Source organism: Actinocorallia herbida, from assembly GCF_003751225.1.
GTDB lineage: Bacteria > Actinomycetota > Actinomycetes > Streptosporangiales > Streptosporangiaceae > Actinocorallia > Actinocorallia herbida.
Window position 1 is genome coordinate 8,386,079 of sequence record NZ_RJKE01000001.1, and the last position, 12,593, is coordinate 8,398,671.

Consider the following 12,593-nt stretch of genomic DNA (forward strand, 5'->3'; position numbering starts at 1 on the left):
GCGTCATAGTGGGAACAGGGCAGACCCCCCGCAAGAACCAAAAGTCATGCGAACTTAAAGAAAGCCCTCAAAATCGGCGATAGTCCCGGACGCTCAGCCGGTGTCCGCGGCGCGGCGGGGCGTACCCCGCGAGCTGGAGCAGGACCGACACGCGGTAACGCTGCCCCCGGTACGGCTCAAGGAGTTCGAGCATGCCCGCGTCGTCCACCTTGCGGCGCAGGAACGCCCAGCCGACGATCCCCGGAAGGTTGTAGTCGCCGACCGACACCGCGTCCGGGTCGCCCAACGCGCGCTGCCGAACCTCGGCGGTCGTCCACGGGCCGACGCCCGGCAGCTTCGGCAGCCGCGACGGGTCCGCGTCCAGCCGCGCCCGGCTCGCCCCGATGATGGTCCGCGCCCGCACCGCCTCCGCACCGGCCCTGTGCCACTCCCACGACGGGATCCGCGCCCAGACCTCGGGCGGCGGCGGCACCCGCAGCTGCGGCGCGCCCGGCGCGGGCTCGCCGAACCGCCGCAGGAGATACCCCCAGGCGCGCCACGCCTCAGCGCCCGGCACCTTCTGCTCCAGGACGGCCGGGACCAGCGCCTCGAAGACCAGCCCGGACTTGGCTATCCGGAACGGGAACCGCCGGGCCGCGTCCCGCACGACGTCGTCGATCGGGACGAGCGCGTCCGGGTCGTCCTCGGCGCCCAGCAGCGCGGGCAGCGACTCCAGCAGCCAGTCCGCGCCGGGCCCCCACGCCTCGGCCTCCACGTGCCCGCCGGAGGCGGCCACCGCGAGCGTCCCGGGGCCCTCGGGGGTGTGCGAGGCGCGCCAGACGGTCCCGTCGGGCGTCACCCGGTAGGCGGGGTCGTGCGGACCCCGCCGGAACACCGCGAGGGTGCGCCGCGGCCGCACCGGCCACGGCGCCTCCCAGACGCGCAGGGGCACTACACGTCGCTGGAGAAACGGACCGCGGTCGGCGGCAGCTCGATGCCCGGCCACAGCCGCAGGCCGTCGCCGAGCTCGTTGCCCGGGCCGACCACCGCGCCGTCGCCCAGGATCGCCCCGTCGAGCATCGCGCCGGACGCGACCCGCGCGCCCCGGCCCAGCACCGAGTTGCGCACCCACGCGCCCTTGGCGACGACCGCCTCGTCGAACAGGACGCTGCCGCTGACGGTCGAGCCGGCCTCGATCGTCGCGTCGCAGCCGACGACCGTGCCCGCCGTGACGACCGCGCGCGGCGACACGTTCGCGCCCTCCAGCGCCAGCATCGGACCGGGCTTGCCCGGCAGCGCCGGCGACTCCAGCAGCCCCGTGACGAGGTCGCAGGAGCCGCGCACGAACGCCGACGGGGTGCCGACGTCGAGCCAGTAGTGCGCGTCCACGAAACCCATGACGGTCTCGCCGGACGCGATGAGGCCGGGGAAGGTCTCCCGCTCGACCGAGACGACCTCGTTGAACGGGATCGTGTCGATGACCTCGCGGCGGAACACGTACGACCCGGCGTTGATCCGGTTCGTCATCGGGTTGTTCGTCTTCTCCAGGAACGCCGTCACCCTGCCGTCCGGGGCGGTCGGCACCACGCCGAACCGGGACGGGTCGTCCACCTCGGTCAGGTGGAGGGTGACCGCGGCCTCGGACTCCAGGTGCGTCTGGACCTGATCGGGGATCGAGTGCCCCGACAGGATGTCGCCGTTGAGCACCAGCACCGGGTCGTCGGGCTTGCTGACGAGGGCCTGGGCCGCGTTCCGGATCGCCCCGCCGGTGCCGAGCGGGCGCCGCTCGTCCACGTAGACGAGTTCGAGCCCGTACGCCTCGGTGCCGAAGGCCGCCTCGAACATCTCCGACCGGTACGAGGTGGCGAAGACGATCCGGGTCACCCCCGCCGCGCTGGCCCTGGCCAGCTGGTGCGCCAGGAAGGGCACGCCCGCGGTCGGCAGCAGCGGCTTGGGAGTGGAGATCGTCAGCGGCCGGAGCCTCGTGCCCTTACCCCCGACAAGGAGAATCGCTTCCACGCCACACCTTTCTGACAGCGTCTGACCCGACCGTCCGGAGCAGATCACAGAGCCTACTCGGAGCGTTCTCCCCCGTAGGCTGGCCGAGTGAACTCCCGCCGGCTCAAGTCGATCTTCGTTCTGACCGCGCTGGGGTGCTGCCTGTACGGCATCGCGTCCCAGTGGCCGTCGATCGTCGACGCCCTGTCCCGGATGTCCCCCAGCGCTCTTGTCGGCGCCCTCGCCGCGGGCCTCGCGGGCCTCGGCTGCTGGATGCTGGGCTGGCGGGCCCTGCTCGCCGGGTGCGGAGCCCCCCTGCCGGTCCGCGCCACCACCAGGATCATGTTCCTCGGCCAGCTCGGCAAGTACGTGCCCGGCTCCGTCTGGGCGCTGGTGGGCCAGGTGGAGCTCGCCCGGCCCTACGGCGTGGCCCGCACCGCGTCGGCGAGCGCGACGGTCCTGGCGATGGCCACGACCGTCGCCACGGGGTGCCTCACCGCGGCCGCCGCACTGCCGCTGACCTCGGCAGAGGCCCTGCGCGCCTACTGGTGGGCGGCCGCGCTCACCCCGGTGCTGCTGGCGTGCCTGCACCCCCGGGTCGTCACCTGGGCGCTGAACCTCGCGCTGCGCCTCGTGCGGAGGCCAGTGCTGGACAGCGCCGTCCCGGCCCGCGCGATGGCCGCTGCGGTGGCCTGGACCCTGCTGGGCTGGCTGTTCTTCGCGGTCCACCTGTGGCTGCTGGCGCCCTCGGGGTCCGTGCTGCTGGCGGGGGGCGCGTACGCGCTGGCCTACGTCGTCGGGTTCCTGGTGATCCTCGCGCCGGGCGGCCTCGGCGCCCGGGAGGCCGCCCTCGTGCTCGCCCTCGGCCCCGTGATGGGGCAGGCCGACGCGCTCGTCCTGGCCCTGGCCTCGCGCGCCGTCCTCACGATCGCCGACCTGATCTGGGCGGGCGTGGGACGGCTCCAGAAAGCGCCCCAGGAAAGCCCGCGGAGCGGGAATCAACCGGCGCCGCGCGGCCTTGTCCCCGAGGACGACCACCGCCTTGAGGAGACCTCGTGACCGCAACGACCACGGCCACCGACTCGAACTTCGCAGCAGAGGTGCTTGAAGCCGACCTTCCCGTCCTCGTGGACTTCTGGGCCGAATGGTGCGCTCCCTGCAAGATGGTCGCCCCCGTGCTGGAGCAGATCGCCGCCGAGTACGCCGGACGACTCAAGATCGTCAAGGTCGACATCGACAGCAGCACCGAGACGGCCCGCGCCTACGGGATCCTGAGCGCCCCCACCCTCAACCTCTACAAGGGCGGCGAGGTGGTGGCCCAGATCGTCGGGGCGAAGCCGAAGCGCGCCCTGCTCAGCGCGATCGACCCGCACCTTTAGCCGGTCGGCGCCTACCGGGCCCGAGGGCCCGTGAGCGCCGCCAGGTAGGCCGTCCAGACGGGTTCCGGATCGGGACGCACCACCCTCGCCCGGAACCCGTCGGGATCGGCCAGCAGCTTCTCGATCGCCGCGCGCAGCGACGCGGCGTCGTCCGGCTCGGCGAGCACCCCGTCGACCCCGTCCCGGATCTGCGCCGCGAACCCCCCGACCCGCGTCGCGACGACCGGCACGCCGTGCTCGAACGCCATCATGACGTTCTGGGAGGCCGTGGCCGCGCGATAGGGAAGGACGAGGGCGTCGGCGGCGCGCAGTATCCCGGGGATCTCCTCCGCGGGGAGGTATCCCGGCCGGAGATCCACCCGCTCGGACAGCCCCAGCGCGCCGATCAGCTCCCGCGCCTCTTCGAGTCCCGCCCAGAACTCCCCCGCCACGGTCAGCCGCACCCCTTCGGGCAGCGCGCGCAGCAGGACGTCGAGCCCCTTGTAGGGCCGGACGATCCCGAAGAACAGCAGCCCGCTTCCCCCGACCCGTCCCGCGCCCTCCTGCGACGCCGCGGGCAGGTGCATCGGCAGTTCCGCGACCGCCACCGGCGCGTCCGTCAGGCTCCCGGCAAGGGCGGCCTGCTCAGGGGTGTGCGTGAGGACCGCCCCGACCCTGCCGAGCAGCGCCCGCATGAGCGGCCGGTCGTAGGGCTTGGGCTCGTGCGGCAGGACGTTGTGGCACAGCGCCACCGCCCGCTGCCGGGCGGCGCGGCCCATTCCGCGCAGGATCCCCAGGTAGGCCGGCACCTGCACCGACGACAGGACGGCGAAGACCACGAGGTCGTAGGAGCGCAGCCGTCTGCCCGTCCGGTACCACCCGTCAGGGCGGCGCCACGACAGCCTCCGGTGGGTGCCCGGGAAGAGGTCGCCCTCGGGGACGTCGATCGTCTGCTGCCCCGGATAGAGGAACCCCGGGTACTGCGCCTTCCACGACTCGAGGACGACCTCGTGCCCCGCCGCGGCGAGGCGGCGGGCCAGCTCCGTGGTGTGCCGTGCCCCGCCGCCCTTGTAGGGGAAGGCCGGGCCGACGAGCGCGATCCGCATCCGCCGCGGCCCTAGGCGTCGCCGCGCGAGCGGACGATGAGGTCGGCGAGCAGCGCGAGGGACGCGGTGAGCAGCCCGCTCATGAACATGAGCATGGTGTTGTTCGACAGGTACAGCAGGTTGTGCGTGAACTGGTCGAGCAGGCCCTTCACCACCGCGAGGCCGAGCAGCCACAGCGCGAGCGGCATGAGCACCTTGAGCGGGTTGAAGTACATGATCATCCGCAGCACCTGGAGGATGTAGCGGTAGGCGTCCTTGGTGAAGTGGAACTTCGACGTGCCCGCGCGCTTGGCGTAGTCGATGGGCAGGTACCGCACGCCGTGCTGGTTGCACAGGAACGCCAGGGTGATCGTGGTGACACAGGAGAACCCGGGCGGCAGCAGCCGAAGATAGGGCCTGGCGACCTCGCGGCGGAACGCGCGCAGCCCGGAGTTCAGGTCCGGGATCGCCGACCCGGACAGCCGTTCGGCGATCTTGCGGATGATCCACTTGGCGGGGACCCGCAGCAGCTTGTGCGTGCCCTCCTCGGTGCGCCGCGCGCCGACGACCTGGTCGACGGTCGGGTCGGTGTCGAGGATCTCGACGAGCTCGGGGATCCGGTCGTTGGGGTAGCTCATGTCGGCGTCGGTCCACACCACGATCTCGCCGCGCGCCTGCTGGCTGCCGACCCGCCGGATCGTGCCCGACCCGCTGTTGTGGTGGAACGGGATGACGCGCAGGTGCGGGAAGCGCGGCTCGGCCTCGCGGAGGCGGGCGAGCGTCTCGTCGGTGGAGCAGTCGTCGAACGCGAGCAGCTCATAGGTCTGGCCGCTGGCGTCCAACGCCTTGGTGATGCGTTCGACCTCGTCGACGACATGGTCCTGCTCGTTGTAACAGGGCAGGACGACGGTGACGTGCACGGACTGCTGCTCGGGGCTCACGGCGCCCAAGCCTACCGATCCCCGCGCCGCCACCCCGGAATCCGGACAAACAAACACCGATGATCACGGAATTCTCCGCATCACACCGGACACGACGACAAGAACCGAACACTTCCGCCATACTGCTGCACACCTTGAAACACTCCGGGACTCGGGCGGGTTCATGCGCGGCGGAATCGACTACGACCTCGAATTTCTGGAGACCCCGGAGATCAGCGGCGCCTACGACACGACAGCCCCGCAAGGCAAGGCCTGGAAGATCATCCAGTGGGTGTCCATCGGGCTCGCGGCCTGCCTGGTCCTCGGCAGCCTGACGGCCTACGGCTTCTACTACAAGTTCGCGGGGAACATCAAGCAGGAGACGGACCCGGGCAACATCATCGAGGCCAACCGCCCCAAGAAGCTCGACAGCTCCGTCAACATCCTCGTCCTCGGATCCGACACCCGCGCGGGCAAGAACGGCGGCTACGGCAGCCACATCGAGGGCGAGCGCTCCGACACCGCGATCGTGCTGCATCTGTCGGCGGGCGGCGAGAAGGCCACCGCCATCAGCTTCCCGCGCGACTCCTGGGTCTCGATCCCCGAGTGCAAGGACCACTCCGGCAAGACCATCGGCGCCCGCACCGACAAGATCAACTCGGCCTTCGCCTACGCGGGCGCCTACTGCACCTGGGCGACGATCGAGAGCCTCACCCAGATTCGGATCGACCACTATGTGAAGGTCGACTTCACCGGCTTCAAGGACATCGTGAACGCGCTCGACGGCGTCGAGATCTGCTCGCCGATCGCGTTCGAGGATCCCAAGGCCCAGCTGGTGATCCCCAAGGCCGGCAAGCAGAAGATCAACGGCAAGCAGGCGCTCGGCTGGGCCCGCACCCGCTACAAGCTGGGCGACGGCTCCGACCTCGGCCGCATCCAGCGCCAGCAGCAGCTGATGAGCTCGATCGTGCAGAAGGTGACGAGCAAGGGCATCCTCACCAACCCGACCAAGCTCCTCGGCTTCGTCAACGCTGCGACCAAGTCACTGAAGACCGACGAGGGCTTCAACTCCACCGAGATCACCGACCTCGCCACCAAGGTCAAGGGCCTGCGCCCGGACAGCATCAAGTTCGTCACCGTGCCCTGGCGGTACGCGACGGAGGCCGAGCGGGCGTCGGACGCGAGCCTCGCCGGCGTGGTGTTCTGGCAGGAGGACAAGGCCCAGGAGCTGTTCGACGCGATCCGCCGCGACAACAAGGTGCCGAAGAACACCAAGCCCAAGAAGCCCACCGCGACGGAGGCGGCGGCCGATGGAGAGGCCGCGGCCCCCGCCGCCGACACTCCCAAGGTGAAGGCCGCGGACGTCGTCGTGAAGGTCTACAACGGCACCGACCGGCAGGGCCTCGCGGGCCGCGCCGTCACCGACCTCACCACCAAGAAGTACCAGGCCTCGCTCGGCTCGACCGGCAGCTACCAGAACGGCGCCCTGGAGAAGACGGTCATCGCCTACGGCACCGGCGGCGAGGCCGCGGCGGCGCTGCTCGGCAAGCTGCTCCCGGACGTGACCCCGAAGCTCGACGCGACCCTCGAGGCGGGCACCGTCCACCTCTACCTCGGCGCCGACTACGCGGGCCTCGGCTCGGCCGCCTCCTCGATCCCCGAGGTCGACGACGAGGTCACGGCCTCCGACGACATCTGCAAGGCCGGCGGCACGACCACCTGAGCGCCCCCGGGCGTCAGCCGTCCTGGACGATCTCGGCCATCCACACCGTGATGGTCAGCGACCAGGTCGAGCGGGGCCGGGACTCCAGGGCGTGCCCGTCCTGACGGGTGCGCAGGTCGACCACCTGGACGGGATCGCCGTAAGGGGAGACGTCGGAGGCGTTGGCACCGAGCACCACGGCCCTGCGATCCTTGGCCAGGACGCGCGCGGCGACCCGGTCCACGTCGGCCTTGGCCGCGCCGTCGACCCGGGCCGTCGGAATGCCGCAGGAGTCGCGCAGCACCGGGGAGAAGCGGTCGGCGGTGACCCGCTCGGTGATGAGCACGGTCACGCCCTGGCCGAGTTCATGGCACAGCGCCCGCACCGCGGCGCTCTCCCCCTGGTCGACCGGCTTGAACACCAGGCCCGCCGACGCGGCCCCGATCGGGAACGTCAGCGCGAGCGTCCCCGCCGCGGCGAACAGGAACGCCACCGCCCTGCCGTAGCCGGTGCGCCGGACCCGGCGCGTCGCCCACGCCAGCGCCCACACCGCGAACAGCAGCAGCCCGGGGATGACGACCGACACCAGCCGGCGCGACGCCCACGGATGGTCGGGGGTGATCCCGGGCCGCAGCAGGGTCGCGACGGTCGTCAGCGCGATCAGCCCGTACGGCAGCACCCATTCGGGGGACGCGCGCCTCAGCAGCCGGCGCAGCAGCAGCGCCGCGCCCGCGGTGGCGAGGATCAGCGCGGGGACGCCGACGTACCAGGCGACCCAGTGCAGCGACAGCTCGGTGTACTGCCGGGCGCCGTCGACCGGCAGCCCGATCGTCTTCTGGATATAGGCGATGTACTCGGAGTTGAACTCGTCTTCGGCGTTGGTCGGGATCCGCCTGACCGTCTGCACGTACGGCCGGACCGCGAAGCCGATCATGATCAGGACGGTCAGGGCGGCGGCGAGGTCGGGGATCCGGCCGCGCGCGACCCAGTCGCCGCCGCGCCGGAACGACACCGGCCGCCACCGCCACAGCGCGGCCATCGCCGCGGTGCCGAGGACCGTCGCGCCGGTGACCGCGAGCAGCGGCAGCAGCGAGCCGCCGAGGTAGGTGAGGTAGGGCCGAGACAGGAGGTAGCCCTCGGCCAGCCCCGCGCCCGCGCCGACGGCCACGCCCGCGGCCAGCGGCAGCCCGGTGCGCCTGCGCCGGGCGAACAGCACCCCGGCGAAGACGATCACCGGGAGGATGTCGCGCAGCCCGTCGATCCGGACCAGCACCACGAGCCCGAACGCCAGGCCCGCGAGGAACGCGCGCGCCCTGCCCCCGCGCAGGTCGCGCACGTCGTGCAGCAGGCACAGGCCGCCGAGCAGCAGCACCAGCGCCGCGGACTCGCTGTAGGTCGCGCGCGACACGAACATCACCGGCCAGCACAGCGCGAACGCCGCGGCGCCGACCGGCGCCCACAGCGGCCCGACGAGCCGGGCGGTGAGCCCGCCGAACGTCAGCACCGCGAAGGCGCCGAGCACGGGCGCGACGGCCAGCAGCGCGCCCGTCCCGCCGATCCAGCCGCCGAGCGCCAGCAGCAGCGGCATCCCCGCCATGAACTGCGGGACGATCTCGGTGCCCCCGCTCTCGGCGTAGAAGCCGGGGCTGTCGAACCGCAGGACGGGATCGGGCCCGCCGAACGCCCACAGCGACGGCGAGATCGGCAGGGCGCCGTGCCCGTTCAGCCAGGCCGCGAACTGGGCGTAGGTGGCCGGGTCGCGCCGCACGATGACCTGCTCGGAGTTGAACTCCAGCTGCACCGCGAGGAAGAGCACGGTCACCAGGAGGACGCCGGCGAGCGGCCACCAGCTCCAGCGCGGGTCCAGGCCGGGGCCCTGCGGCACGCGCGGCGCGCCGTGCAGCCCGACCGCCAGCGCGGCCGCGGCGGCGAACGGGAAGAGCGCGAGCGCGGGCCCGATCGTGAAGGTGCCGAGCAGCAGCAGCGGCAGCCCGACCACGAGCCAGGCGACCACCAGCAGGACGGGCACGACGCTGACGCGCGCCAACGCGCTGGGCGGTACCGCTCGGGTTGTCACGGTGCAGCAGGCTAACGGGTGCCCCATGTGAAAACCGTGAAGCGTGCCTCCCGCACGAAATCCGCTTCCCACGCCGCGTGCGCTTCCCACGACGGGTCACGGAGAGACGTCGGTACCCTTCCGCCATGGATCTCATGCGCGGATCGGCCCAGCGCCCGCTGGTGACGTTCTACGACGACGCCTCGGGCGAGCGCCTGGAGTTCTCCCGCCGCACGTTCGACAACTGGATCGCCAAGACGGCGAACCTGCTGGTGGACGGGCTCGGCGCGGCGCCGGGCGGCCGGGTCGTCCTCGATCTGCCCCTGCACTGGCAGACCGCGGTGTGGATCTTCGCCGCGTGGTGGACGGGCCAGGAGGTCGTCCTCGGCCGGGACGCGGTCCGCGAGGAGGACGGCGTCTGGGTCACCGATGACCCGCGCTCCGCGCCGGACTGGCCCGAGGAGGTCGTCGGGCTGTCCCTGGACGCCATGGGCGCCCCGCTCAAGGACGCCCCCGCCTGGGTGACCGACTACGCCGTCGAGGTCAGAGCGTACGGAGACCGCTTCTCTCCGTACGTGCACGCCGGCCCGCAGCTGACTGTGACGAACGCCACATTCTCCACATCACAGCTAGATACCGAAATAGTCTCATTCCTCCGTGAGCACAGCCTGCGCGCCGATGATCGGGTTCTGGTGACCGCCCCGTTCACCGACGCGCCGAGTCTGATCTCCGGGCTGCTCGCCCCGCTCCGCGCCGAAGGATCGGTCATACTTTGTCGCAACCTTGACGATGATCTGATGCCGCGCAGGATCGAAACGGAGCATGTGACCGCAGTAGCCGGACCGGAAACGCCGTACGCCAACGTGCGCCGTCTCCCGTGACCTACTCTCGTGGAGCCATGAACAGCCCCCTGTATCTCGACTACGCCGAAGACGCGAAGGCGCCGGAGCCGGAGACCCTGGAGAACAGGGGAGTCTCCAAAGGCTGGAAGGCGCTCGGCTGGACATCGATCGCCCTGTCCGGCGTCCTCGTCCTGGGCAGCATCTCCGCCTACGGCTATGTCCGCTACCTGGACCACCGGATCACCCGGGTCGACATCGACGAAGGGGTCGCCAACGCGGTGCCCAAGCTGAACGAGGCGGTCAACATCCTCCTCCTCGGCTCGGACTCCCGGCAGGGCAAGGACAACGAGAAGTACGGCAAGAGCCTCGCCGAGGAGACCCCGCGCGCGGACACGACGATCCTCATGCACCTGTCCCCCGGCGGCGGCGCGGTGACCGGCATCAGCTTCCCGCGCGACCTCATGGTGGACATCCCCGCCTGCGACACCCCCGACGGCGGCACCTCGGCCCCGCAGACCGCGATGATCAACTCGGCGTTCAGCATCGGCGGCGTCGAGTGCACCTGGAAGACCATCCAGACGATCACCAACATCCACATCGACCACGCCGCGGTGGTCGACTTCGCCGGGTTCAAGGGCGTAGTCGACGCGATCGGCGGCGTCCAGATCTGCCTGCCGAACGACGTCAACGACCCGCAGAGCAAACTGAACCTGAAGAAGGGCAAGCACACCGTCAAGGGCGAGACCGCCCTGGCGTACGTGCGCGCCCGGCACGGCCTCGGCGACGGCTCCGACCTCAGCCGCGTCAAGCGCCAGCAGCAGTTCCTCGGCTCGGTCGCCAAGAAGGCCCTCAGCCAGGGCGTCCTGGGCAACCCCGGGAAGCTGAACGGGCTGCTGAAATCGGTCACCAAGACCGTCGAGGTGGACCAGGACTTCACCATCACGGCGATGGCCGACCTCGGCACCAAGCTCAAGGACGTCGAGGTCAACAAGATCCGCTTCGTGACGGTGCCCTACGCCGCGTACGCGCCCGACCCCAACCGGGTCGCCCTCGCCCAGCCCGACGCCAACACCTTCTTCTCGCAGATCGCCAATGACAACGAGATCGAGGACATGAACCAGAAGGCGGAGACCGTCCCCGCCGCCCAGGTCAAGGTGAAGGTGCTCAACGGCAGCGGCATCGAGGGCGCCGCGGCCCGCACCGGCGAGGCGCTCACCGCCAAGGAGTTCCAGGTCCTGTCCGTCGGCAACCCCAAGGAACTGCCGACCGAGACCCAGATCCTGTACGGCGAGGGCGCGGAGGCCGCGGCGAACACGCTGGCCAAGCAGGTCTCCGGGGCCAAGCCCGTCGCGTCGTCGAAGGTCGCCGCCGGCACCGTCCACCTGGTCCTCGGTCCGGGCTGGACCGGCCTGGTCACCAAGACCAAGCTGCCGAAGAAGCTCGACGGCGAGATCAAGGCCAACGACAACATCTGCGCCAAGACCTGATCGGCGACCGTTAATATTCGGTGATTTCCCCGTGTTCCACGGAGACGCCGCGCTGCTAGGTTCTCATGCACCTTTCAGCAGGCTCTCATGTGGGATCCACCTTGACGCAGACCGCAGTACCCGGACAGGCGCCCTCAGCGGCCGCCCCGGCGCCCAAGACGCGCGACCCGTTCTTCGACAACGCGAAGTACCTGGCGATCATCCTCGTGGTCCTCGGGCACGCGCTCGCCGGGATGCGCGGCTACGGCGTCGCCGAGGGCGTGTACACGTTCCTGTACCTGTTCCACATGCCGCTGTTCATCGTGATCACCGGGTACTTCTCGCGGTCGTTCTCGTTCAGCCGCCGCAAGGCCCAGCGCCTGCTGACGGCGGTCGGCGCGCCTTATCTCATCTTCGAGATCGGGTACTCGCTGTTCGAGTGGCACTTCAACGACAAGAAGCAGCTGGAGATCAGCCTCCTCGATCCGATCTACCTCACCTGGTTCCTGCTCGCGCTGTTCCTGTGGCGGCTGTCGACCCCGGTGTGGCAGCAGATCCGGTGGCCCCTGGCCGTCGCGGTCGGGATCTCCCTGCTGGCCTACACCGCGCCGCTGGCCACCGACCTGGAGATGCACCGGGTCTTCGGCCTCGCGCCCTTCTACGTCCTCGGCCTGTGCCTGCGCCCCGCGCACTTCGACCTGGTGCGCCGCCCCGGCGCCCGGATCGTCGGCGCCGCGGTCCTGGCCGCCGGATTCGCAGGCGCGTTCCTCATCAAGGACCGGGTGGACTACCGCTGGTTCTACTGGCGCGACACCCACAAGGTCTTCAACGTCGACTGGGTCACCGGCACCGCGATGCGGCTCGGCATGATGGTCGTCGCGGTCGTCCTGGTCGCCGCGTTCCTCGCCGTCGTGCCGCGGCGCCGCGCCTGGTTCACCGACCTCGGCGCGGCGACGATCTTCTCCTACCTGCTGCACGGGTTCTTCATCAAATACGCCCAGTTCCAGGGCTGGGACGAGGCCGCGGTGTTCCAGACCCCGTGGGGACTCGCCGCGACCGTCGTTTTCGCGGTGGTCCTGGGCACCGCGCTGTGCACTCCGCCGGTCCAGAAGATCTTTCGCTGGGCGGTAGAACCCAGGGCAAGCTGGGCTTTCGTCAGTAAGTGATGCAGAACACGCTTATTACAG

General features: G+C 70.7%; 11 protein-coding genes. 6 read left to right on the forward strand and 5 right to left on the reverse strand.

From position 1 onward, the window contains the following. Window positions 1–67 precede the first annotated feature (67 nt). Together EDD29_RS38105 and manB are read right to left on the reverse strand one after the other, a co-directional pair. A complete protein-coding gene (locus tag EDD29_RS38105; RefSeq protein ID WP_123669042.1) occupies window positions 68–931 on the reverse strand; it encodes a DNA-3-methyladenine glycosylase family protein in 864 nt (287 codons plus the stop codon). Next, window positions 931–1,998 (reverse strand): mannose-1-phosphate guanylyltransferase, encoded by a 1,068-nt coding sequence (gene manB, locus EDD29_RS38110; protein ID WP_123669043.1) that lies wholly within the window; start codon window positions 1,996–1,998, stop codon window positions 931–933. The genes EDD29_RS38105 and manB overlap by 1 nt, the downstream gene beginning before the upstream one ends. Before the next feature lie 87 nt (window positions 1,999–2,085). On the opposite strand from manB, the gene EDD29_RS38115 reads away from it, so the two are divergent. After that, window positions 2,086–3,036 (forward strand): lysylphosphatidylglycerol synthase transmembrane domain-containing protein, encoded by a 951-nt coding sequence (locus EDD29_RS38115; RefSeq protein WP_246053211.1) that lies wholly within the window; start codon window positions 2,086–2,088, stop codon window positions 3,034–3,036. Continuing rightward, window positions 3,033–3,356 carry a thioredoxin gene (gene trxA, locus EDD29_RS38120; protein ID WP_123669044.1) on the forward strand — a complete coding sequence of 108 codons (324 nt, stop codon included), beginning with the start codon at window positions 3,033–3,035 and terminating at the stop codon, window positions 3,354–3,356. Before EDD29_RS38115 ends, trxA begins: the two co-directional genes overlap by 4 nt. Before the next feature lie 11 nt (window positions 3,357–3,367). Here the strand turns inward: trxA and EDD29_RS38125 are convergent, their stop codons facing one another. Together EDD29_RS38125 and EDD29_RS38130 are read right to left on the reverse strand one after the other, a co-directional pair. Continuing rightward, entirely contained in the window at window positions 3,368–4,441 is a 1,074-nt protein-coding gene (locus EDD29_RS38125; RefSeq protein ID WP_123669045.1) for a glycosyltransferase family 4 protein, read from the reverse strand. Window positions 4,442–4,452: 11 nt separating this feature from the next. Beyond that, window positions 4,453–5,361, reverse strand: coding sequence for a glycosyltransferase family 2 protein (locus EDD29_RS38130; RefSeq protein WP_246053212.1), 909 nt, complete (start codon window positions 5,359–5,361; stop codon window positions 4,453–4,455). Window positions 5,362–5,524: 163 nt separating this feature from the next. Between EDD29_RS38130 and EDD29_RS38135 the strand changes: the two genes are divergently transcribed. Then, window positions 5,525–7,063, forward strand: coding sequence for an LCP family protein (locus tag EDD29_RS38135; protein ID WP_123669047.1), 1,539 nt, complete (start codon window positions 5,525–5,527; stop codon window positions 7,061–7,063). A gap of 13 nt (window positions 7,064–7,076) precedes the next feature. On the opposite strand, the gene EDD29_RS47920 is transcribed toward EDD29_RS38135, so the two are convergent. Further along, on the reverse strand, window positions 7,077–9,119 hold the full coding sequence (locus EDD29_RS47920; protein ID WP_281280984.1) for a hypothetical protein: 2,043 nt from the start codon (window positions 9,117–9,119) through the stop codon (window positions 7,077–7,079). 125 nt (window positions 9,120–9,244) lie between these two features. Here EDD29_RS47920 and EDD29_RS38145 point away from each other — a divergent pair, with 125 nt between their 5' ends. The 3 genes from EDD29_RS38145 to EDD29_RS38155 all read left to right on the forward strand — a co-directional run bounded on the left by EDD29_RS38145 (window position 9,245) and on the right by EDD29_RS38155 (window position 12,572). Next, entirely contained in the window at window positions 9,245–9,979 is a 735-nt protein-coding gene (locus EDD29_RS38145) for a TIGR03089 family protein (RefSeq protein ID WP_123669049.1), read from the forward strand. Window positions 9,980–9,996: 17 nt separating this feature from the next. Next, window positions 9,997–11,427, forward strand: coding sequence for an LCP family protein (locus EDD29_RS38150; RefSeq protein WP_123669050.1), 1,431 nt, complete (start codon window positions 9,997–9,999; stop codon window positions 11,425–11,427). A gap of 101 nt (window positions 11,428–11,528) precedes the next feature. Beyond that, entirely contained in the window at window positions 11,529–12,572 is a 1,044-nt protein-coding gene (locus EDD29_RS38155) for an acyltransferase family protein (protein ID WP_246053213.1), read from the forward strand. Window positions 12,573–12,593: the final 21 nt, after the last annotated feature.